We start from the raw sequence: 21,456 nt of genomic DNA, 5'->3' as shown, positions 1-21,456 counted from the left end.
TCAGAAGGACGGCAGGTCGGAGGCCAGATGCGATGACAGTCCTCCGTCCATCACCAGGGCGCTCCCGTTGACATAGCCGCCGAGCGGTCCGACGAGGAACGACACCAGCCCCGCCACCTCTTCTGGCGTTCCGAAGCGCTTCCCGGGGATTCGCTCCAGCAGCCGCTGACGCGCGGCGGCTGGGGCCTTCGCCAGCATCTCCGTCTCGATGTAGCCGGGACAGAGCGCGTTGCAGGTGATGCCGTAGGCTCCCCACTCCGCGGCGATGGCCTTCGAGTAGCCCACGAGCGCGTGCTTGGTGGCCGCGTAGGTGGAGGACTGGGCGCCTCCGAAGAGCCCCATGATGGACGCGATGTTCACGATGCGCCCATGGCCCTGCGCCTTCATCCGGGGCAGCGCCCACTGACACAGGTTGCGCACGCCCTCCACGTTCACGCCGAACAGCTGATCCCACTCGGCGACGCTCACCTCGTCCGCGCGGTGGAAAGGCCCCCCGATGCCCGCGTTGTTCACGAGCACCCGAGGCACACCCACCTTCGCTTCGAGCAGCTCGAGCGCGGACATCACCTGGTCCCGGCTCGCGACGTCGCAGACCACCGGCCGGGCGCGACCTCCGGTGGCGAGCACCTGCTTCTGGAGCCGCTCCAGCGCGGCTTCGTCACGGGACAGCAGGGCCACCTCGAAGCCGTTCCCCGCCAGCGCGGTGGCGATGGCGGCGCCGATGCCCCGGCTGGCTCCGGTGACGATGGCGACGGGGGCCTCCGGCTGCACCCCCATCACAGCACCCCCTGGGGCGGTACGAGCCGCACCTCGTCGACGCGCACGTTTGGAGGCTTGATGGAGATCTCCCAGACACACTGGGCCACGTCCTCGACGGAGAGCATGTCCGCGGGGCTGAACTCCGGCCGGGACCTCCAGAAGGACGTGTAGACGGCGCCCAGGGACAGCAGGGTGGCGCGGATGCCGAACGCCTTGCCTTCCTCGTTGAGGACGCCGGTCAACCCCCGGACCCCATGCTTGGTCGCGGCGTAGGCCCCATTCATGGGCAGCGTGAGGTGGTCGCTCACGGAGCCGATGTGGATGAGCCGTCCCCCGCCGCGGGACTTCATCCGCCGGAAGGCCTCGCGCGCGCACAGGAACGTGCCCGTGAGGTTCACGTCGAGGGTCCGGTTCCAGTCCTCGAGCGACGTCTCGTGGAGGGGCGTGAAGACGCCGACGCCCGCGCAGTTGATCAGCACGGAGAGGGGCCCCAGCGCGGCCTCCGCCCTGTCGAACATCGACAGCACGGAGTCCTCGCGGGTGATGTCCACCCGCAGGGTGTCGGGCGTCTCCGTCGTGACGTCATTCGCGGCGCACACCACGCGCATGCCCTCCGCGCGCAGCTTGTGGGTGACCGCGCGCCCGATGTCTCCCGTGCCTCCAACAACGACGACGTTCCGCATGCTCAAGCGCCGTGCCCTCTTCCTCGGGCGCAAGCTCACGCGGCCCGCAGGCAGGGTAGTACGGAGCGTCCGCCGCGATGGAGCCAAACCGTGCGGCCTGGATGCGGAGGAGGGGACAGGCCTTGCCAGAGGCACCCACCTGATGAGGCGCGGGCGCAGGGTCCACCGGCCGGAGCCAGTCCAGGCCCGCCGGGCGCACGCTGCCGGGAGGCGGCCTCGGGGCCTACCCTCTGGAGTGTGCCCTGGAGAGACGGCGAGCCTCATCGCCAGGCGTCTCCCTGGCCGTCCGGTGGCTCCAGCGCACGTGCGCCGAGCGCCTGCCCGGGAGTCCGCATGGAGCACCTCCTCACCCACGCCGAGCAGCCCACGGTGACGCGCCCGGCCTGGCGCGCGAGCCGGACCTGGCCCCGCTGGTTTCGATACACGTTGCCGGGGTCCTGGGGCGCGCTCCTCTTCGCATGTCTGGCTTTCACGCCGTCCCTGCTGCCGCGAAGCGGACCGTTCCAGGGCTTCGTCAGCGGCCTCAGCGCGGCCATCGGCTACGGGCTGGGGTGCCTGGGGGCGTGGCTCTGGCGCGAGTTCGCGGACCGCCCCGCGAGGACTCCCCGTCGCCGGGCGTGGCAGGGCTTCTTCGTGACGGCATGCGTGGCCTTGACGGCGTCGCTGCTGCTCGGCTGGCACTGGCAGCAGCGCCTTCGCGAGCTCATGGGCATGCCCTCGCCGGGCCGCGCCGGGTATCTGCTCGCACCCTTCGTCGCGGTGGTCGTCTTCTTCCTGCTCGTCGCCGTGGGACGGGGGCTGCGCGCCGTGACCCGCGCGTTGTCCGGACGGCTCGCGAGGCACATGGGGCCGCGCGCGGCCCGGGCGACGAGCGGACTGGCCGTCGTGGTGCTCACCGCGCTGGTGGCCAGCGGCGTGCTGTGGGACGGGCTCATCTCCACCGCGGACCGCACCCTGGCGGTCCAGGACACGATGACCGACAAGGGCGTGGTCCCACCCCGCACGGCGCTGCGCTCGGGTGGCCCGGGCTCGCTGATCCGCTGGGAGTCCCTGGGGAGGGAAGGGCGCAACTTCATCGGGCGGGGGCCCTCGGTGGAGGACCTCTCCCGGTTCCATGGCACCGCCGTGAAGGAGCCGATCCGCGCATACGCGGGCTACGCCTCCGCGGAGGATGCGGAGGGGCGCGCCGCGCTCGCCGTCGACGACCTGGAGCGGGCCGGCGGCTTCGACCGCGCGTACCTGCTGGTGGTGACGACCACGGGCAGCGGGTGGGTGGTGCCAGAGGCCGTGGACGCCTTCGAGTACATGACGCGGGGTGACTCCGCGATCGTCGCCACGCAGTACTCGCACCTGTGGTCCTGGCTCTCCGTCCTGGTGGATCAGGAGCGGGCGCGGGAGTCAGGCCGAGCGCTCTTCGACGCCGTCTATGAGCGCTGGTCGCGGCTGCCATCCGGTCAGCGCCCGAAGCTGCTGGTGTTCGGAGAGAGCCTGGGCTCCTACGGCGGAGAGACCGCGTTCAGCGGCGAGCGGGACCTGGCCAACCGCACTGACGGGGTGCTCTTCGTGGGGCCGCCGAACTTCAACACCCTGTATCGCGCGTTCACCGACCACCGGGATCCGGGGAGCCCCGAGGTGGAGCCCATCTACAGACACGGCCGCATCGTCCGCTTCAGCCGTCGGCCGGGGAGCGACATCCCGCCCGCGTCCGCGCCCTGGGGCGACTCCCGCGTGCTGTACCTGCTCCACCCGTCCGACCCCATCATCTGGTGGAGTCCCCGCCTCCTGGTGCAGCGGCCGGACTGGCTGCGCGAGCCGCGAGGCGACGATGTCCTCGGGCAGATGGTGTGGATCCCCTTCGTGACGTTCTGGCAGGTGACGGCGGATCTCCCCCTGGGGATGGAGGTGCCCGCCGGCCACGGCCACGTCTACACCGCCGAGCACGTGGACGGATGGGTCGCGCTCCTGCGGCCCGGCGGCTGGAGCGCGGACCAGACGGCCCGGCTGCGGCACCTCCTCCTCTCGCGGTGAGGACGGCGCGCAGGGGCTCGACGCCCGCCTCAAGCTGCTTCGAGCGCGCGTGAAGGTGCGCCCTCCCCATGAATCAGCATGCCGCTGTGGCTGGAACTCCCGGGGCGCTCCAATGCCGTGGCGGTGGCAAAACCTCCCCCGCGCCGCCCTGAATCATCAGTGAATCCAGGCACTTCAAGCCACTCGATGGGCCTCGTGGGGCCCGATGGGCTCCTTTGAGCCCCTCCCATGGGGGAACCCCCAGGTAGGTGGATCCGCTCCGAGGAGGCTCCCCGGTTGCCCTGAAATCACGTATAGGCCCTCCGCACATTTCGCGCGGCACGCGAGCGCCCCGCGGGGCGAGCGGTCAGTGGCCCCCGGGACTGCTCTGGAGGAACGGATGGAGTTGTCGAGTCTCGAATCGAATTTCTGGGCAATCGCCCCAAGCGTCATCGGCGCCGTGGGCCTGCTCTTCGCTGCGTTCTTCTACTTCCGAGTGAAGGGACTCCCTGACGGCGACGCGACCATGAACCGCATCGCGGGCTACATCCGCGAAGGCGCGATGGCGTTCCTCGTTCGCGAGTACAAGGTGCTCGCGGTCTACTGCGTGGTCGTCGCGGTGCTCATCGGCCTGGCGCTGGGCCCCATCGCGAGCGCGAGCTTCGTGGCGGGCGCGTTCCTGTCGCTGCTCGCGGGCTACATCGGCATGAAGGCCGCGACGTTCGCGAACGTGCGCACCGCGCAGGCCGCGCGCACCGGCTCCAAGCCGAACGCGCTGCTGGTCGCGCTGGATGGCGGCGCCGTGATGGGCCTCGCCGTCGCCGGCCTGGGCCTCGTCGGCATGGGCGTCGTCTACTACGTGTTCCGCTCCAGCCCGGAGCTGTCCCCCATCCTCCACTCGTTCGCCGTGGGCGCCAGCTCCATCGCGCTCTTCGCGCGCGTGGGCGGCGGCATCTACACCAAGGCCGCGGACGTCGGCTCCGACATCGCCGGCAAGGTCATCGAGAACATCCCCGAGGACGACCCGCGCAACCCCGGCGTCATCGCCGACAACGTGGGTGACAACGTGGGCGACGTGGCCGGCATGGGCGCGGACATCTACGAGTCCATGGTGGCCGCCATCGTCGCCGCCATGGCCATCGCGCTGACCGCCAACGCGACGCAGCTGTCGCGCCTGGTGGTGGACGCGAACGCGACGGGCAACGCGAAGGTCGCGGGCGTGGTGCTGCCGCTGGCGCTGTCCGCCATTGGCCTGCTGGTCAGCCTGCTGAGCATCTTCATCGCGCGCGCGCTCAAGAACATGAACCCCGCGCAGGTGCTGCGCAGCGCGCTCATCATGCCCCCCGTCATCCTGGTGGGCCTGTCCTTCGTGCTGATGAACGTGTTCGGCCTGTCCCAGTCCATCACGGTGGCGCTGGCGGCGGGCGCCTTCGGCGGCGCCATCATCGGCCTCGTCACGGACTACTACACCTCGTCCACGCCGGTGCAGCGCATCGCGGAGTCCTCCATCACGGGCGCGGGCACCAACCTCATCCGCGGCCTCGCCGTCGGCATGGAGAGCGTGGGCATCTCCATGGCCACCATCGCCCTCGTGGCCTACATCGCGGATCGCGCGCTCGGCCTGTACGGCATCGCGCTGTCGGCGGTGGGCATGCTGGGCGGCACCGCCGTCGTGATGACGGTGGATGCGTACGGCCCCATCTCCGACAACGCGGGTGGCATCTCCGAGATGTCCGGCCTGGGCCCCGACGTGCGCGCCATCACCGACGAGCTGGACGCGGTGGGCAACACCACGGCCGCCATCGGCAAGGGCTTCGCCATCGGTTCGGCGACGCTCACGGTCATCGCGCTGTTCTCCGCGTTCAACCTGGAGGTCAACCACACGCGCCTGGCCAACGGCCTGGCGGAGATGAGCCTGGAGCTGACCAACCCGAACGTCATCGTGGGCCTGCTGCTGGGCTCCATCCTCCCGTTCCTGGTGGGCGCTTCCACCATGCTCGCCGTGGGCCGCGCCGCCGGCGCCATCGTGGAGGAGATCGGCCGCCAGTTCCGTGAGATTCCGGGCCTGATGGAGCTCAAGGCCGAGCCGGACCCCAAGAAGATCGTCGACATCTCCACCAAGAGCGCCCTGCGCGAGATGATCTTCCCGGGCATCATCGCCATCGTCGCCCCGCCGCTCGTGGGCTACCTGCTGGGCCCCGGCGCGCTGGCGGGCCTGCTGGCCGGTGCGCTCGTCGTCGGCGCCACCATGGCCCTCTACATGGCCAACGCGGGCGGCGCGTGGGACAACGCCAAGAAGTTCATCGAGAAGGGCAAGCTGCCGGGACACGCCAAGGGCTCGGCCGTGCACAAGGCCGCCGTCGTGGGCGACATGGTGGGCGACCCCTTCAAGGACACGTCGGGCCCCGGCGTGGCCATCCTCATCAAGGTCATGAGCGTCGTGTCGCTGCTCGTGGCCTCGCTCATCGCGCTGCGCTGAGCCTCGCCCTGGGTGCGGCGCCCTGGAGTCGGGCGCCGCACCGCGGGCTGTAGAAGAGCGGACATCCGGCCAGGCGCTGTCGGGTCGGATCAAGGGCGGTGGGCGAGCGCGTGCTTACCCTTCCAGCAGAAGCATCGCCGTCGTTCTTCTGCCAGTGAGGGTCCCATGGTCCTGGAGCTGTCCCCGCAGCAGATCCAACTCCTCCACGCTTCCCTGGCCGAGAGCATCGATGCGCTGCGAGACGAGATCATCCACACCGACAAGCGCGAGCTGCGCGACGAGCTGAAGAGCAAGCTCGACCGGCTGCTGGGCCTCCAACGCCAGGTGGAAGCCCAGCTGTACGTGGAGCGGCCAGCCCTCTGAGCGAGGGGCCTCCCGCGCCCCGGACAGGCGCGAGTCCGCCGGCTTCAGCGCATCTTGAGCACCACGCGGAAGCGGGCCTTGTTGCTCATCATCCGAGCGTAGGCCTCCGCCGCGCGGTCCAGCGGGAACACCTCGTTGCGCGAGCGCACCCCCGCGAGCGCGCTGAAGGCCAGGGTCTCCTGCGAGTCCTGGGGCGCGCCGCTAGGCCAGCCCTGGATGCGCATGCGCTTCGTGATCAGGGACAGGCTGCTGACGGGGATGGGCTCCGGGCCCGCGCCCAGGAGCAGCAGCGTGCCGTTGCGCCCCAGGCCGCCGAGCAGGTCACCCGCGAGGCTGCTGCTCGACGCGGTCATCATGATGACGCGCGCGCCTCCGAGCTTCTGGAGGGCCTCGGCGGGAGGGCCCTTCTCCGTGTCGATGTATTCGTGCGCGCCCAGCTCCATCGCCAGGGCCCGCTTGTCCGCGCCGCGCGAGATGGCGGCGGTGCGGTAGCCGAACTTGTGGGCGTATTGGAGGGCCAGGTGGCCCAGGCCGCCAATGCCTTGCACCGCCACCAGGTCCCCGGGGCGCGCGCCCATGTTGCGCAAGGAGTTGTACGTGGTGACGCCCGCGCAGAGCAGCGGCGCGGCATCCTCGGAGCTCATCCCCGCCGGGACCCGGGCCAGCGCCTCCTGCGGGGCGACGAGGTACTCCGCGTAGCCCCCGTCGTAGCTGATGCCGCAGACCTGCTGCTTCTCACAGGTGACGAAGTCCCCACTGCGGCACGCGACGCACTGGCCGCAGTGGCCTCCGTGCCAGCCCACCCCGACGTGCTGGCCTTCCTTCCAGGCCGTGACGCCAGGGCCCACGCGGTCGATGCGGCCCACCACCTCGTGCCCCGGCACGCGGGGGTACTGGATGGGCATCCAGCCTTCCTTGGTGATGGCATCGCTGTGGCAGACGCCGCACGCCTCCACCGCGAGCCGCACCTGCCCGGGACCGGGCTCGGGGATGTCGCGCTCGACGAGCTCGAACGGACCGCCTGCCTTCTGCACCTGCGCTGCTCTCATCTTCCTGGCCATGGCGCCTCCTCGCGGGGAGGGATGGGGATGACGCAGTGCGGGCGCACCTGGAGTGGGGGATGGACGGCCGGGGAGCGAACAATGGGACGGGCCCTGCATCCCCGCGTTGAACAATCACCAGGGCCCGCGGTCTCCATGCCTTGCTTCAGCGACAGGCCCGGCGGGGAGCCTTGGGCGCGTGCCTACCGGCCCGCCTTCTTCCCGACGGCGGGCTTCACGGCGGCTGCCTTCGCGGGAGTCCCCTTCACGGGAGCCGCCTTCACGGGCGTCGCCTTCGAGGGCGCCGCCTTCGCGATGGCCGGGTTCCGCTTGGCGGCCAGCTCCGGAATCAACAGCAGCTCGATGCGGCGGTTGCGCGCGCGGCCCTGCGGCGAGGCGTTGGCCGCCAGGGGACGCGTGTCGCCGTAGCCGGCCGCGAGCATGCGCTTCGCGGGCACGCCACCCTTCTCCTGGAGGAAGCGCACCACGTTGACGGCGCGCGCGACGGACAGCTCCCAGTTGGTGGGGAAGGTGGCCTGGAGCTTCTGCGTGGGCGGCGAGTCGTCCGTGTGGCCCGACACCTGGATGAGCTTGTCCTCCACCTTGGACAGCACGCCACCCAGCCGGGTGAGGACCTCCTGGCCGCGCGCGCTGATGCTGGCGTCGCCTGAATCGAAGAGGACCTTGTCGACCAGATCCACCTGGAGCCGGCCTCCGTCCTGGGACAGGCGGATGGCGCCCTCGGCGATCTCCTTCTTCAGCTTGTCCTGGAGGTCCTCGTAGGTGGCCTTGAGCCGCGTCAGCTCCGCCTCCTGCTCCTGCACCGTCTGGCTGAGCTGCTCCTTCTCCGTGTGGAGCTGCTCCTTCTCCGTGGCCAGCTTCGTGCGCTCCTCCTCCAGCGCGGCCAGCTTCGCCTCCAGCTGTTGCCTCGCGGCCTCCGCGTCGCTGGCTCGGGCCTCCGCCGCGGCCGTCTCCGCGTCCGCGCGCGTCGTGCTGCGATGCGACAGGTAGAGCACCAGGCCCGCGAGCACCGTCACCAGCGCCGTCACCAGCCAGGGCACCCAGGCCCTTCGGCGTTCCTCTTCCATATCGCGACCTCCAGGGGGGAATGGACGGAGGCCACGCTAGTGAAGGGCTCCGGGTGCGCCTCAAGGTGGCTCGGGTGCGTGCAGGTATCTGGAGGTTCATTGTTCCAGCCAGGGCAGCCAGAACCGGGCCGCGGCTCACCGTGAGGAGAGGGGCCCGCACTGTGGGGGAAGTCCGTCGCCCGTCAGGTCGCGAGGGTGTGATTCTCCGGAGTGTTGGACTCCTGGCACATGCACTGCCTTCGCGGCGGCGAATGAGCCCGCGTGCTCCGGTGCCCGCGCGGGTGGCGACAGGTGGAGCCCCTCGACCGCTCGCCAGCGCCGGGGAAGGGCTTCGTCGTCCCCGGCGGCCCCGGCGCCTTCGGCGGCGCGGTGGAGGGCTGCGCTACTTCAGCGTCGACGTGTCGATGACGAACCGATACCGGACGTCGGAGGCGAGCACGCGCTCGTAGGCGTCGTTGATCTTGCTGGCGGGGATGACCTCGATGTCCGCGCCGATGTGATGCTTCGCGCAGAAGTCCAACATCTCCTGCGTCTGCGCGACGCCTCCGATGAGCGACCCCGTGAAGATGCGGCGGGGCATGAAGAGCGAGAACGCGTTGAGGGAGAGCGGCTCCGGAGGGGCGCCCACGGTGACGAGGGCGCCGTCCAGGGCCAGCAGCGACAGGTAGGCGTCCAGGTCGATCTTCGCGCTCACCGTGTTCACGATGAGGTCGAACGTGCCGGCGAGCTTCTGGAAGGTCTCCGGGTTCTGGGTGGCGTGGTAGTGGTGCGCGCCCAGCCGCAGGCCGTCCTCCTTCTTGCTCAGCGACTGCGACAGGACCGTCACCTCCGCGCCCATCGCGCGAGCGAGCTTCACGGCCATGTGCCCCAGGCCACCCAGGCCCACGATGGCCACCTTCTTGCCAGGGCCCGCGCCCCAGCGGCGCAGCGGCGAGTACGTGGTGATGCCGGCGCACAGGAGCGGCGCGGCGGCGTCGAGCGCGAGGCCTTCCGGGATCTTGAGGACGAAGTCCTCGGTCACGACGATGTGCGTCGCGTAGCCGCCCTGCGTGAGCTGGCCATCCTTGCCGGTGGCGCCATAGGTCCCGACGAAGCCCTTGAGGCAGTGCTGCTCCTCGCCCCTGTGGCAGGACGAGCAGTCGCCGCACGAGTCCACCATGCAGCCCACGCCCACGCGGTCGCCGACGGCGTGCTTCGTGACCTGGGCGCCGACGCCGGTGACGATGCCGGCGATCTCATGGCCGGGGACGAGCGGGTAGGTGGCCTCGCCCCACTCGCCGCGGACGGTGTGGATGTCGGAGTGGCAGATGCCGCAGAACTTGATCTCGACGAGGACGTCGCGAGGCCCCAGCTCGCGGCGCTGGATGGCCTGCGGGCCGAGCGGCGACTTCGCGGACGTGGCGGCGTAGGCGTTGACGGTAGGCATACGTCTCTTCTCCATGGGCAATGGGGCCCTCGAGCCCCGTTCACGTGCGGGAGAGATACTCGTCGGACCGTGGGATGACTACGCACGGAGAAGCCAATAGGCTCTTAACGCGTGCTTAACAGTGCCTGCGAAGGCGGTCCACGCGGATGACGATGGCGCCCTTCACGCAGCTACAGGTGTTCCTGGTCGTGGCCCGGCTGCGCAGCTTCAGCGGTGCGGCGCGTGAGCTGGGCGTCTCCACGGCCGCGGTGAGCCAGGCGGTGCGGCAGCTGGAGGAGCAGCTGCGGGTGGTGCTGCTCACCCGCACCACCCGCAGCGTGTCGCTGACGGACACGGGCCGGCGGCTCCTGGAGGGGGCGGGTCCGGCGGTGGGCCAGACGCTCGCCACGCTCCGCGAGGTGGCCGCGCAGCCGGGAGAGGCGGTGGGGCGGGTCCGCCTGACGGTGCTGACGGCGGCGGTGCCCTACGTCATCACGCCCGTGCTCCCCACGTTCCGCGCGCGCCATCCCCGCGTGGAGGTGGAGGTCGTCATCGAGGACCGCCTGGTGGACATCGTGGAGGAGGGCTACGACGCGGGCATCCGGCTGAGCGAAGCCATCGAACGCGACATGGTGCAGGCGCGGCTCACGGACGCGTTCCGCTTCGTGGTGGTGGGGTCGCCCGGCTACCTCGCGCGCCATGGCACGCCCCAGCGTCCCGAGGATCTGCTGAAACACGAGTGCATCACCTTCCGTTCGCAGACGACCGGGACGCTGTACCCGTGGGAGCTGGAGCGCGGCCGCAAGAGCTGGCGCGTGCCCGTGCGTGGAGGCGTCGTCACCAATGACATCCATCTGCCGGCCGCCCTGGCGGAGGCGGACGTGGGGTTGGCGTATGCCTTCGAGCCGGCGGTGGAGGCGCGGCTGCGCACCGGAAAGCTCGTGCGGGTGCTGGAAGCCTATGCGCCCACGGTCCCCGGCTTCTTCCTCTACCATCCCAGCCGCGCACAGCGCTCCGGGCCGCTGCGGCTCTTTGTCGAGGCGGCCCGTGAGCTGGCGGTGAAGGCGGTGTGACGCGGGCCTCAGCGGCCGGTCAGCTTCTCCAGGTGCTCGGGATAGCGAGCCCCCTGCACCGTGAGCCGCGCGGCGGCGCCGTTGATTTCCCGGAGGTCGTCCGCGGTCAGCTCCACCTGGGCCGCGCCGAGGTTCTCCTCCAGTCGGTTCAACTTCGTGGTGCCCGGGATGGGGACCATCCACGGCTTCTGGGCCAGGACCCACGCCAGCGCGAGCTGGGCCGGAGTGATGTGCTTCCGGGCGGCCACCGTGCCCAGCAGGTCGACGAAGGCCTGGTTCGCCTTGCGCGCCTCCGGGGTGAAGCGCGGGAGGGTGTTGCGGAAGTCGTTCTTGTCGAGCTGCGAGGCGTCGGGCAGCTTGCCCGTCAGGAAGCCCTTGCCCAGCGGGCTGAAGGGGACGAACCCGATGCCGAGCTCCTCGAGGGTCGGGAGGATCTCCTTCTCCGGCTCGCGCCACCACAGGGAGTATTCGCTCTGGAGGGCGGTGACCGGGAGGACGGCGTGCGCCCGGCGGATCGTCTTCGCCCCGGCTTCGGAGAGGCCGAAGTGCCGCACCTTGCCCTGCTGGATCAGCTCCTTCACCGCGCCCGCCACGTCTTCGATGGGCACGTCCGGATCCACGCGGTGCTGGTAGAACAGGTCGAGGGTGTCCGTCTTGAGGCGCTTGAGGGAGGCCTCGGCGACTTGCTGGATGTGCTCCGGCCGGCTGTTCAGCCCGACCTGCTTCCCCTGGGCGTCGATGCCGAACCCGAACTTCGTGGCGATGACCACCTGACCGCGGACAGGGGCCAGCGCTTCGCCGACGAGCTCCTCATTGGTGAAGGGGCCATAGACCTCGGCGGTGTCGAAGAAGGTGACGCCCCGGTCGACGGCCGTCCGGATGAGGGAGATCATCTCCTGCTTGTTCGCGGGAGGTCCGTAGCCGTGGCTCATGCCCATGCAGCCGAGCCCGAGGGCCGACACCTCCAGGTTGCTGTTCCCCAGCTTGCGCTTCTGCATCGTGCGTTCTCCTTCGTGATGTCCGTCGCATGAAGGAGATACGGCCCGGTCCTGGCGTGCACCAGCCCGTGGAGGCCCATGGCCTGTGAAGCGCATGTTGATAATCGTCGGCGCTAGAAGTGGTAGCCCAGCCCGAGCACGAGCCTGTCGCCGAGCACGCCCAGCCTGGGGCTGACCCGATGCGCGCGGTCGGGGCCGTCGACGCACTCGCCAGCATGCTCGTCGCACGGGTTGCCATCCCAGTCGGGAAGGAAGAGGAGGGCGCCCGCGGACAGCCCGGCGGCGGCACCGTAGAAGAAGGCCGCCGCGCACTCACGGAGCTTCGACGTGAAGGCACAGAGCATCAACCCGCCCAGCGCACCCGCCCCCGCGGACACCAGGGTGGCTGTCAGGCGCCAGTCTTCGATGCCGGAATGGGGCTCGTCCGCAGTGGAGAGCAGCCGCACGGCGCGCGGCTTGGACTGCCTCGTGGACAGGTGGAGGCCCTGGCTTCGGGACTGGGGGGCGAAGGGGACGGGCGTCATCGCCCTCGCGAGGCCAGGCGTCGTCCACAGCAGCCAGAGCAGACCCCACGCGAGGGTGGACAGGGCCGGGTGCTTCGTCATGCGCGCTGCCTCTTCGAGGATGGACCCGCCCGGCCTGCGGTCCGAGAGGGCCCATCCTCTCCTACATCGCGTGAAGAGTCACCCGCCCGAGGCGGGGTGAACGGCGAACGCTACTGCGCGGTCGCGCAGTACAGCTGGGTGCATTCGATGAAGGCATCCATGCACGCCTGGACCTCCTCGAGGTCGCCGTGCTTCACGCGCTGGAGGCAGTCGGTCTTTTCCGTGGCGCAGTCCGCACAAGTCGAAGCCAGCTCGTCCTCACCCGACTCAGGAGCATTGACCGGATGGACGCAGGCATACCCGGCCTCCCCACACGTGGTGAGGTAATAGCCCTCTCCACATAAGCGATTGCAGTTGTTGGTCAGCGGGCAGACGTCGTAGCACTGGACGGGCATGGCGAACGTCGCCGCGGGGGACAGCGCAAGGGCGGCGGTAACGGCAAGCAGACGGCTGAAGCGCATGGCGGCTCCGGCGAAAGGATGAGCCGCCAGCCTGGTTCCAGCCATACGCCCTGGATATGAGGGCTTGCCGCTATTGAATGTTGGCTGGATGGGCATTGGGGTGATGTGAATGTCTGGCGGGGGACAATGTTGGCGTTTGCGTCTGCCATTGTCGTCCGGGGCCGGCATCTGCTGCGAATCGTGCCTGCCCTTTGTGCGGGCACATCCCCACACCCCAGGAGTGTCGATGAACGCGCTGAAGAAGTCCCTGCTGGCTGCCGCCGCTGCCTTGGTTGTGGCTCCCGCCTCTGCCTTTGCCTATCCGCTCCAGTGCTGGGATACCTGCGGGAGTGATTGCGATGAGCCTTGTTTCTTGGGGACCCGCCGCACCACCTGTGGCGAGGCCGGCTACTGCTTCCAGCCCGCGCAGCCTTCGCAGGAGACCGCTTCGGGCTCTTCGGAGCAGAGCCAGCGCTCCGACGACGGCGCGCGGGTCTGCGATGAAGCCCATGCGGGCACGGAGCAGGCTGAGAGCTGAGCGGTCTTGAGCGTCCACGAGGCCCGGCATCGCGTCCGGGCCTCGTGGTTTCAATCACGCCCAGGATGGGCAGGGACACGGACCGGCGGGTGCCACGGATGGACGCCGGCTCGACGCAGGCCACAGCAGCAGCCACCCGAGGCCCTGGATTCGCTGTGCCATAAAGGTGAGGAGCGCCGCTGCGGTGACGAAGGCGAGCGTGTAGTTCACATCAGTCCACGCGAACCAGGACGCCGTCGCCGTGCTTCGCGGCCGCGACATAGAACGCGCGGAAGAGGTCGAAGCGCGCGCGGAGCCACTGCCAGGCCTCGTCGATGTCCTGCTCGCGCGGGCACTTGTAGACGCCCGCCCGGCTCAGGTTCTCGAAGGTGAAGTGCTCGCGCTGGGTATCGAAGTGCACGGCCTCCAGCAGCCGCGCGATGCGCTCCACCGTCTCCGGTCGCGTGTAGCGCAGGGGCACGCCCTGCCCCGCCACCACATGCGGGGCGATCTCCGCCTCGCCCTGGATGGAGATGCCAGCCAGGGAATCGTCGTGGGTCCCCGGTGAGTTTCGGCGACGGCCCGACAGGACGAAGTGCAGGTGATCCCACCGCCGGTCGAGCGCCACGTGTCGTGTCGCCAGGTCTGGGCGGGTGCGCAGCAGCTCCCTCACGGCCTCCAGCAACTGGAGCTCCGCGGGCTCCGGGGCCCCGGGGGCCAGGGCCTCCTCGCGCGGATCCTGGAGCAGCCTGGTGAGGGAGGTCAGCCAGCTGCCCACGCCGAAGTCCCGCCTCGCCAACTCCAGCAGCGGTGAGCCACCGGGGAGGGCCTGGTAGCTCGCATCAAGTCCCATGGGCCCGTCCTAGCAGCTCCAGCACCATCGAATCAGCTAGCTCGCGCGGTTCACCGATTCAGGGGGATGGATCGGCACTGCGGCCTCCGCTGCGTTCGCGGCCCTCCGCTGTCTGGGAATGAGGGGCCCGTGGATCAGCCCCGCGTCATTCCTTCCACCACGCGGAGCGCCCGGGCATCCCCCATGAGAGGAATGCCCGGCGGCATCAGGCCCGTGCTACCTCGTCATGGGCGAGGTCCGGCGTCCAGCCATGCCGCCAACACATCTGCGTGGCAGGGCCCTGGCTTGCACCAGCAGCCCAGCCGCTTGCCGCGCAAGGTCTCCACGTCGCGCAGGAAGACCGGGTCGTGTCGGGTGCGCAGCTCCAGGTACCAGCGGAAGGAGTCGAACGCGTCCGGGCCGGGCGCCATGCGCCGCTGGGCCTCGTCGCGGATCCGCGTGGCTTCGTCCGCCGGCAGCTGCGCCAGCCATGGCTCGAAGTACGTGCGGATCATCGCCTTCCACGTCTTCACGCCCCCGGGCTTGAAGGGATTGCCGAAGCGGCCCGGCACGGGGTTGAGCGGCCCGGGCTTCGCCCAGGCGCGGAAGGCACGGCCCACGTACACCTCACAGGCGTCGTGGACATGCACTGCGGTGGTTCGTGAGTCGGACATGGCGGGTGCATCGTTAACAGACCTGCCCGCCGCACGCCGTGATGGCGGGGAAGGGGAGCGCTCCAGGAACGCTCCCCGACCCAGTCAGCAGGCAGGGCTCACCAGGGGCCGATGCCCTTCTTCTCGCTCGGCGTCTCCGTGTACGTGGACTTGAACACCGAGGCCACGGCGTTGAGCCCCGAGCCCAGTGCCTCCACCGCGCCCTGCTTGAGGTGGCCCTTGGTGAAGCTCGTGAAGGCGTCGCGTCCGAAGTTCAGCGCCTCGCGCTGGTGCGCGTTGACCTCGCTGCGCTGGCCCTTCTCCACCTGGACGACGTTGTCGATGACGCTGTTCTTCGACCGGTCGGAGATGCCGAGGTTGCCCTTGTCGAGGATCTGATTCACGCCGCTGACCGCGTGGCTGTAGTCGCTCTTCTTGCCCTGCGTCGTCTGGTCGATCTCGTGGCGGGAGGGGTTCCGGAAGACGTGATTCGGGGTGACCTTGAACATGGCTTTCCTCGCTGGGGGCGGCGGCCGTGGCCTCCGCCCGCGGTAGGTGATGCGTTGAAAGGATTGTCGGGCCATGTGGGCTTGAGTTTCCTGAAGGCTTTCATTTGCCCACGTATACGTCATTTGTCGTATGCCCCTCCCCGTGGCGCTCGGCGCAGTGGCAGCAGCCGCCAGAAGACGGCAACGTACGCGCCCGCCTCCTCCCACCCTCGCGGCCATGATCGCCAACCTCCACGACGCCGACATCCCGAAGCCCGTGCTCGAAGTCATCACCCGCCTGCGCGAGCTGGGCCACCCCACGTACCTCGTGGGCGGCTGCGTGCGGGACATGGTGCGCAGGGTCCACCCCAAGGACTTCGACGTCGCCACCAGCGCGCTGCCGGAAGAGGTGCAGCGCGCCTTCCGCAAGGTCATCCCCACCGGCATCCAGCACGGCACCGTCACGGTGCTCACCGGCGGCAACCACGTGGAGGTGACGACGTTCCGCTCCGAAGGGGACTACCTGGACGGACGCCGTCCCAGCTCCGTGTCTTTCGAGCGCGACATCGTGAAGGACCTGTCGCGGCGCGACTTCACCATCAACGCCATGGCCTACAACCCGCTCGACCGCGAGCTGGTGGATCCGTTCGGCGGCCAGGTGGATCTGCCCGCGAAGCTGATCCGCTGCGTGGGCTCCGCGCTGGAGCGCTTCTCCGAGGACGGCCTGCGCCCCCTGCGCGCCGTGCGCTTCGCCGCCGTGCTGGGCTTCACCCTGGATCCTGAAACGCGCGACGCCATCCCCGCCACCCTGGGCGTGTTCCGCAAGGTCGCGCTGGAGCGCGTGCGCGAGGAGTTGCTCAAGCTGCTCCTGTCCCCGCGCGCGGAGACGGGGCTCCAACTGCTCGCGGAGACGGGGCTGATGGAGTGCTTCCTGCCGGAGGTCGCCCACGCGGACGCGGAGGCCGCCCGGCTCGCCCGCGCCGCCGTGCAGGCCGCGCCGCTGGACGCGGACCTGCGCATGGCCACGCTGCTCGCGGACATCGACACCGCGACGCAGGCGCGCGAGCTGTGCCTGCGCCTGAAGTTCCCCAACAAGTCCGCCGACCTCATCGGCCTGCTCGTCGAGCACGCGAAGCTGGAGACGCGCGTGGACGACGCGGACCCCGCGCTGCGGCGGCTGCTCGCCCGCGTGGGCCCGGCGAACCTGTCCGCGCTGATCGCCGTGGCGAAGGCCCGCGTCCAGGTCCGGGCGCCGGAGCGGATGCCCGCGCTGGAGGCGCTGACCTCGCGGCTGGAGGCGCTGGCCGCCGCGAAGCCTCCCCTGTCCGCCAGGGAGCTGGCGCTCACCGGGGGCGACATCATGAAGACGCTGGGCATCGGCCCCTCGCCCAAGGTGGGCGAGGCGACGCGGTATCTGCTGGAGGCCGTGCTCGACGACCCGTCGCTCAACACCGCGGACACGCTCCGCGACCAGCTCACGGCCTGGGCGGCGCGCGGCGCCTGAAGTGCGCCGCCTCCCGGCCGGAGGGCAGGGAAGGGGGCCTGGAGCGCGACGGGCCGTGCGTCCCGGCCCGGGGGCGTGTAGGAATGAGGCCCATGCGAGTCGTCGTTGCCATGAGCGGCGGGGTGGATTCCTCGGCCGCCGCCGCCCTGCTCAAGGAGCAGGGCCACGAGGTCATCGGCATCACCCTGCGCGTCTGGTCCTACGAGGGCCACGCGAAGTGCGGCAGCTGTTGCAGTCCGGACGACATCGACGACGCCCGCGCGGTGGCCCAGACGCTGGGCATCCCGTTCTACGTGGCCAACGCCGAGGAGATCTTCCAGGACCGGGTCGTCAACCCGTTCGTCCAGTCGTACCTGGGCGGCAAGACGCCCATCCCCTGCGTGAGCTGCAACCGCGACGTGAAGTTCAACTTCCTCCTCAAGCGCGCGCGCGCCCTGGGCGCCCGGCTCGCCACCGGCCACTACGCCCAGGTGGAGGAGGTGGACGGCCGCTTCCACCTGCGCCGCGCCGTGGACGCCGCCAAGGACCAGAGCTACTTCCTCTTCACCCTGGGCCAGGAGGAGCTGAAGGACGTCCTCTTCCCCGTGGGCCACCTCACCAAGGCGGAGGTGCGCGCCGTCGCCGAGCGCCACCAGCTGCCCACCACCCACAAGCCGGAGAGCATGGAGATCTGCTTCGTGCCTGACGGCGACTACGCCGGGTTCGTGGAGAAGGTCGCTGGTCCCCAGCCGTCCGGGGAGGTCGTCGATCCGGATGGCAACGTGCTGGGCACGCACAACGGCATCCACCGCTTCACCGTGGGCCAGCGCAAGGGGCTCAACCTGGGCGGTGGCGAGGTGCGCTACGTGCAGCGCCTGGAGCCGGAGACGAACCGCGTCGTCGTGGGCCCCGCGGAGGGCACCGGCCGCGCGCAGTTCGGGCTGCTCCAGCCGCACTGGGTGGACGGGCCGCCTCCTCCCGAGCAGTCCGTGGAGGTCCGGATCCGCCACCGCCACGCGGGCGCCCCGGGGCGGATCCACGTCTCGCAGCACGGGCTGGTGTCCGTGAAGCTCGACGCGCCCGCGCGCGCCGTCACGCCGGGGCAGGCCGCGGTCGTCTACGACAGGGACCGCGTGCTCGGCGGCGGGTGGATCGTCTGAGCAGACCCGGCGGGTCGTCCTGACGCCGCCGGAGCCCGACTTCCGGCCTCCCGCGCGAGGAGGTGCTCCGGCGCCTCCGTGAATTTGACCGGCCTGGGGGTGGGGCGTAGCTTGCGCGCACGCTGTCGCTACAGGCCGTTACACGGCCGCGAGCGCGCACCTTGAGGTCTGCCCCGCCATGCGTGACGCACACCGGATGAAGGAGAAGTTCGACGTCTCGCTGGACAACCGGCAGATCGTCAGCCTGTTGATCGCCGGCATCGTCGTGATGGGCGCCGTGTTCGTGCTGGGCGTGGTGGTGGGCAAGAAGCTGGCCAGCGACGCGCAGACGGCCGCCGCCCCGGACCTGCTCTCCGCGCTGGACGCCAACGCGCAGGTCCTCCACGACGCGCGCCAGGATCCGCCGCTCACCTTCCCGGACGAGCTCACCCGCAAGACGGGCTCGGAGCCCCTGCCGCCGCTGCCCACCAGGCCCGCCGCGAAGCCGGAGGCCCCCAAGGCCACCGCCGCGAAGCCGGAGGCCCCCAAGCCCGCGGAGGCCCCCAAGGTCGCCGCGAAGCCCGCCGCCCCGGCCCCCACGCCGGATCCCGACACGGGCGAGCTGCCCGCGATGGACGCCGCCGAGGAGGACGCCATCGCCAACGGCAAGCCGCTCGCGAAGCCGGAGCCCGCCAAGGTCGCCGCCGCGAAGCCGGAGCCCGCCAAGGTGGAGCCGGTGAAGGGAAAGGTGGAGGAGACGCCCGTGGCCACCCGCACCGCCGTGCGCGACGGGGGCATGAAGGAGGCCATCGCCCGGGCCCAGGCGCTGCCGCCGGAGCCGCCGCGCCCGTCGGAGGCCGTGAAGGGTGGGGCGTTCACGCTCCAGCTCTCCGCCTTCCAGAGCCGTCAGGACGCCGACCGTTTCGCCGCGCGGTTGCGCGACCGGGGCTATGCCCCCTATATCCTTGCGGCCGAGGTGCCTGGAAAGGGCACCTGGTATCGCGTCCGGATGGGCAGCTTCCCCTCGAAGGAGGCCGCGGGCAGGTACCTGGCGGATTTCAAGCGCGAGACCCAGCTCGACGCGTATGTGGCCGGCACGAACTAGCGCCTGGCAAGGAAGAGACGAAGCAACATGACGACGACGAAGCGGGTGGAGAAGCCCTGGGGTCACGAGCTCATCTGGGCCCACACGGAGCGCTACGTGGGCAAGCTCCTGCACGTGAAGCAGGGCCACAAGCTGAGCCTCCAGTTCCACAACCGCAAGGACGAAACCATCCACGTCCAGAGCGGCAAGCTCCTCTTCGTCGTCGATGAGGGCCAGGGGCTCGTCGAGAAGGAGATGAACCCCGGTGAGAGCTACCACATCAAGCCGCTGACCAAGCACCGGATGATCGCCATCACCGACTGCGACATCCTCGAGGTCAGCACCCCCGAGCTGGACGACGTGGTGCGCCTGGAGGACTCCTACGGGCGCACCGGCACCAGCGCTCCGTAGCCCCCGCCTCCCCGCCCGCGCGATGCGGTGTGCCCGCGAGGGCCGACATCACTCCTGGGACTTCGCCCCCGGGGTCGGGTTGCGCGTCCACTGATCCACGGTGCCGTCGCCGTCCAGGTCCTCTCCGATGCGGTCCACCTGGCCGTTCTCCCAGTACTCCCAGTAGTCCACCCGGCCGTCGTGGTTCGCGTCGCGCTCCTTCCGCACGAGCGTGTCGTTCTCGTAGTACAGCCACGAGTCCGCCCGGCCATCGCCGTCCAGGTCGCGCTCGCCCTTCGTGCGCTTGCCTTCCGCGTAGTGGTACGTGGCGTCCACCTTGCCGTCGTAGTCCAGGTCCATCACCTCGCGGACCTTCGCGCCCTGCGGATCCATGTACTGGGTGACGTCCACGCGGCCGTCCCAGTTCAGGTCCAGCTCCTTGCGCACCAGCACGTCCTTCACCCGGTACTCCCAGACGTCCGGCCGGCCGTCGCCGTTGGCGTCCAGCTCCGTGACGGTCTCCCCGGGCTCCGGCTTCCCCCGGATGGCCTCCGCCTCCGGCCGCGCGCGCACCGGGGCCGCGGTCTCCGCCGGCTTCGAACCGGCGCAGCCGGCCACCGCGCCCGTCGCCAGGAAACCCAGGAAAATCAAGCGGTTGCTAGGTGTCATGGTGCCTCCCGGATCGATGGGGCGCCAACTTTGCGCTGCCTCCACTCCGTGCTTTCGCAGGCCACGTCATTCCATATATTTTCACGTATCGCCATGGCCCGAAAGAAAGTCAGCACCACCATCTACATCACTCCGGAGCAGAACGAACTGCTCAAGGCGCTGAACCAGAAGACCAAGGTGCCCGTGGCCGAGTACATCCGGCAGGGCATCGACCTGGTCCTGGAGAAGTACAAGGCGCAGCTGCCGGGCCAGGCGACCTTCGACGAACTCTCCTGACGAACGAGGCGTGACGTGACGAGCATGCGTGGCAAGCGGGCGGTGGTGCTGGGTGGGGCCGGATTCGTGGGCTCGCACCTGTGTGAGCGGCTGCTGGATGACGGCGCGGAGTCCGTCCTCGCGGTGGACAACCTCATCACCGGCAACGAAGCGAACGTCCGCACGCTCAAGCCCCGCGCGGGCTTCCAGTTCGTGAAGCAGGACATCACCGAGGGGCTGGAGGTGGACGGGCCGGTGGACTTCGTCCTCAACCTCGCCTCGCCCGCGTCCCCCATCGACTACGCGAACCTCCCCATCGAGACGCTGCGCGTGGGCTCCATCGGCACGGAGAACGCGCTGAAGCTGGCGGAGAAGAAGAAGGCCGTGTTCCTCATGGCCTCCACGTCGGAGGTGTACGGGGATCCGCTGGTGCACCCCCAGAAGGAGGATTACTGGGGCAACGTGAACCCCATCGGCCCGCGCTCGGTGTACGACGAGGCCAAGCGCTACTCGGAGGCCATCAGCGCCGCCTATGAGCGCAGCCGCGGCGTGAACGTCCGCATCGTGCGCATCTTCAACACCTACGGCCCGCGCATGCGCCTCAACGACGGCCGCGTGGTGCCCGCCTTCGTGGGCCAGGCGCTCAAGGGCGAGGACTTCAGCGTCTTCGGGGATGGCAGCCAGACGCGCTCGTTCTGCTACGTCAAGGACCTGGTGGACGGCCTGGTGCGGCTGATCCTCTCGGACGTCCGGGGCCCGGTGAACATCGGAAACCCGCGCGAGATGACCATCAAGCAGTTCGCGGAGGCGGTGCGCGAGGCGGCCGGTGGGGGTAGGCAGATCGTCTACCACCCGCTGCCCAAGGATGATCCGAAGCAGCGCCAGCCGGACATCACCCGCGCGCGCACGCTCCTGGGCTGGGAGCCCAAGGTGAAGCTGGAAGATGGTTTGCGGGACACCATCGCGTACTTCCGAGAGGTTGCCGGTCGCCCCTCCGGGGCATAGG

General features: G+C 70.0%; 23 protein-coding genes. 11 read left to right on the top strand and 12 right to left on the bottom strand.

Features of this window, described 5'->3' with window-relative positions; translation table 11 throughout:
- Both U8525_RS11280 and U8525_RS11275 read right to left on the bottom strand, forming a co-directional pair.
- Positions 1 to 777, bottom strand: coding sequence for an SDR family NAD(P)-dependent oxidoreductase (locus U8525_RS11280; protein ID WP_374264641.1), 777 nt, complete (start codon positions 775 to 777; stop codon positions 1 to 3).
- Positions 777 to 1,442 (bottom strand): SDR family oxidoreductase, encoded by a 666-nt coding sequence (locus tag U8525_RS11275; protein ID WP_374264665.1) that lies wholly within the window; start codon positions 1,440 to 1,442, stop codon positions 777 to 779. The genes U8525_RS11280 and U8525_RS11275 overlap by 1 nt, the downstream gene beginning before the upstream one ends.
- A gap of 333 nt (positions 1,443 to 1,775) precedes the next feature.
- Here U8525_RS11275 and U8525_RS11270 point away from each other — a divergent pair, with 333 nt between their 5' ends.
- The 3 genes from U8525_RS11270 to U8525_RS11260 all read left to right on the top strand — a co-directional run bounded on the left by U8525_RS11270 (position 1,776) and on the right by U8525_RS11260 (position 6,291).
- On the top strand, positions 1,776 to 3,470 hold the full coding sequence (locus U8525_RS11270) for an alpha/beta hydrolase (RefSeq protein ID WP_374264639.1): 1,695 nt from the start codon (positions 1,776 to 1,778) through the stop codon (positions 3,468 to 3,470).
- 379 nt (positions 3,471 to 3,849) lie between these two features.
- Positions 3,850 to 5,928 carry a sodium-translocating pyrophosphatase gene (locus U8525_RS11265; protein WP_374264637.1) on the top strand — a complete coding sequence of 693 codons (2,079 nt, stop codon included), beginning with the start codon at positions 3,850 to 3,852 and terminating at the stop codon, positions 5,926 to 5,928.
- 165 nt (positions 5,929 to 6,093) lie between these two features.
- Positions 6,094 to 6,291, top strand: a complete 198-nt coding sequence (locus tag U8525_RS11260) for a hypothetical protein (protein WP_374264635.1) — start codon at positions 6,094 to 6,096, stop codon at positions 6,289 to 6,291.
- 44 nt (positions 6,292 to 6,335) lie between these two features.
- On the opposite strand, the gene U8525_RS11255 is transcribed toward U8525_RS11260, so the two are convergent.
- From U8525_RS11255 to U8525_RS11245, 3 genes are all read right to left on the bottom strand, one after another.
- Positions 6,336 to 7,352: an alcohol dehydrogenase gene (locus U8525_RS11255; protein ID WP_374264633.1), complete on the bottom strand. Its 1,017-nt coding sequence runs from the start codon at positions 7,350 to 7,352 to the stop codon at positions 6,336 to 6,338.
- Between the two features lie 182 nt (positions 7,353 to 7,534).
- Positions 7,535 to 8,419: an OmpA family protein gene (locus U8525_RS11250; RefSeq protein WP_374264631.1), complete on the bottom strand. Its 885-nt coding sequence runs from the start codon at positions 8,417 to 8,419 to the stop codon at positions 7,535 to 7,537.
- A gap of 382 nt (positions 8,420 to 8,801) precedes the next feature.
- The gene (locus U8525_RS11245; RefSeq protein WP_374264629.1) at positions 8,802 to 9,845 is read right to left on the bottom strand and encodes an NAD(P)-dependent alcohol dehydrogenase; all 1,044 of its coding nucleotides are present in this window, start codon (positions 9,843 to 9,845) and stop codon (positions 8,802 to 8,804) included.
- Positions 9,846 to 9,991: 146 nt separating this feature from the next.
- Here U8525_RS11245 and U8525_RS11240 point away from each other — a divergent pair, with 146 nt between their 5' ends.
- Complete coding sequence (locus U8525_RS11240) at positions 9,992 to 10,897, top strand: LysR family transcriptional regulator (protein WP_374264627.1); 906 nt, start codon at positions 9,992 to 9,994, stop codon at positions 10,895 to 10,897.
- 8 nt (positions 10,898 to 10,905) lie between these two features.
- Here the strand turns inward: U8525_RS11240 and U8525_RS11235 are convergent, their stop codons facing one another.
- From U8525_RS11235 to U8525_RS11225, 3 genes are all read right to left on the bottom strand, one after another.
- The gene (locus U8525_RS11235; protein ID WP_374264625.1) at positions 10,906 to 11,895 is read right to left on the bottom strand and encodes an aldo/keto reductase; all 990 of its coding nucleotides are present in this window, start codon (positions 11,893 to 11,895) and stop codon (positions 10,906 to 10,908) included.
- 113 nt (positions 11,896 to 12,008) lie between these two features.
- Entirely contained in the window at positions 12,009 to 12,500 is a 492-nt protein-coding gene (locus U8525_RS11230; RefSeq protein ID WP_374264623.1) for a hypothetical protein, read from the bottom strand.
- A 110-nt stretch (positions 12,501 to 12,610) separates the two neighbouring features.
- Positions 12,611 to 12,961 carry a hypothetical protein gene (locus U8525_RS11225; protein WP_374264621.1) on the bottom strand — a complete coding sequence of 117 codons (351 nt, stop codon included), beginning with the start codon at positions 12,959 to 12,961 and terminating at the stop codon, positions 12,611 to 12,613.
- A gap of 226 nt (positions 12,962 to 13,187) precedes the next feature.
- Between U8525_RS11225 and U8525_RS11220 the strand changes: the two genes are divergently transcribed.
- Positions 13,188 to 13,478, top strand: a complete 291-nt coding sequence (locus tag U8525_RS11220; RefSeq protein ID WP_374264619.1) for a hypothetical protein — start codon at positions 13,188 to 13,190, stop codon at positions 13,476 to 13,478.
- Between the two features lie 211 nt (positions 13,479 to 13,689).
- On the opposite strand, the gene U8525_RS11215 is transcribed toward U8525_RS11220, so the two are convergent.
- The 3 genes from U8525_RS11215 to U8525_RS11205 all read right to left on the bottom strand — a co-directional run bounded on the left by U8525_RS11215 (position 13,690) and on the right by U8525_RS11205 (position 15,451).
- Positions 13,690 to 14,310 carry a DUF1877 family protein gene (locus U8525_RS11215; protein ID WP_374264617.1) on the bottom strand — a complete coding sequence of 207 codons (621 nt, stop codon included), beginning with the start codon at positions 14,308 to 14,310 and terminating at the stop codon, positions 13,690 to 13,692.
- Between the two features lie 224 nt (positions 14,311 to 14,534).
- The gene (locus U8525_RS11210; protein ID WP_374264615.1) at positions 14,535 to 14,963 is read right to left on the bottom strand and encodes a DUF4326 domain-containing protein; all 429 of its coding nucleotides are present in this window, start codon (positions 14,961 to 14,963) and stop codon (positions 14,535 to 14,537) included.
- Positions 14,964 to 15,061: 98 nt separating this feature from the next.
- The gene (locus U8525_RS11205) at positions 15,062 to 15,451 is read right to left on the bottom strand and encodes a hypothetical protein (protein ID WP_374264613.1); all 390 of its coding nucleotides are present in this window, start codon (positions 15,449 to 15,451) and stop codon (positions 15,062 to 15,064) included.
- A gap of 217 nt (positions 15,452 to 15,668) precedes the next feature.
- Here U8525_RS11205 and U8525_RS11200 point away from each other — a divergent pair, with 217 nt between their 5' ends.
- The 4 genes from U8525_RS11200 to U8525_RS11185 all read left to right on the top strand — a co-directional run bounded on the left by U8525_RS11200 (position 15,669) and on the right by U8525_RS11185 (position 19,547).
- Positions 15,669 to 16,934, top strand: a complete 1,266-nt coding sequence (locus tag U8525_RS11200; protein ID WP_374264611.1) for a CCA tRNA nucleotidyltransferase — start codon at positions 15,669 to 15,671, stop codon at positions 16,932 to 16,934.
- A gap of 92 nt (positions 16,935 to 17,026) precedes the next feature.
- Complete coding sequence (gene mnmA, locus U8525_RS11195; protein WP_374264609.1) at positions 17,027 to 18,073, top strand: tRNA 2-thiouridine(34) synthase MnmA; 1,047 nt, start codon at positions 17,027 to 17,029, stop codon at positions 18,071 to 18,073.
- Positions 18,074 to 18,251: 178 nt separating this feature from the next.
- Entirely contained in the window at positions 18,252 to 19,157 is a 906-nt protein-coding gene (locus U8525_RS11190) for an SPOR domain-containing protein (protein ID WP_374264607.1), read from the top strand.
- 27 nt (positions 19,158 to 19,184) lie between these two features.
- Positions 19,185 to 19,547 (top strand): cupin domain-containing protein, encoded by a 363-nt coding sequence (locus tag U8525_RS11185; RefSeq protein WP_374264605.1) that lies wholly within the window; start codon positions 19,185 to 19,187, stop codon positions 19,545 to 19,547.
- A 48-nt stretch (positions 19,548 to 19,595) separates the two neighbouring features.
- Here the strand turns inward: U8525_RS11185 and U8525_RS11180 are convergent, their stop codons facing one another.
- Positions 19,596 to 20,177, bottom strand: a complete 582-nt coding sequence (locus tag U8525_RS11180) for a hypothetical protein (protein WP_374264603.1) — start codon at positions 20,175 to 20,177, stop codon at positions 19,596 to 19,598.
- Between the two features lie 111 nt (positions 20,178 to 20,288).
- On the opposite strand from U8525_RS11180, the gene U8525_RS11175 reads away from it, so the two are divergent.
- Positions 20,289 to 20,471, top strand: a complete 183-nt coding sequence (locus U8525_RS11175; RefSeq protein ID WP_014397342.1) for a ribbon-helix-helix domain-containing protein — start codon at positions 20,289 to 20,291, stop codon at positions 20,469 to 20,471.
- Between the two features lie 24 nt (positions 20,472 to 20,495).
- Positions 20,496 to 21,455, top strand: a complete 960-nt coding sequence (locus tag U8525_RS11170) for a UDP-glucuronic acid decarboxylase family protein (protein ID WP_120546417.1) — start codon at positions 20,496 to 20,498, stop codon at positions 21,453 to 21,455.
- The last annotated feature ends 1 nt before the right edge of the window (position 21,456 follow it).

Origin of the sequence: Corallococcus sp. RDP092CA, from assembly GCF_041903675.1 — a bacterium.
In the GTDB taxonomy this organism is placed as follows: domain Bacteria; phylum Myxococcota; class Myxococcia; order Myxococcales; family Myxococcaceae; genus Corallococcus.
This window is presented reverse-complemented; position numbering and strand designations above follow the sequence as displayed.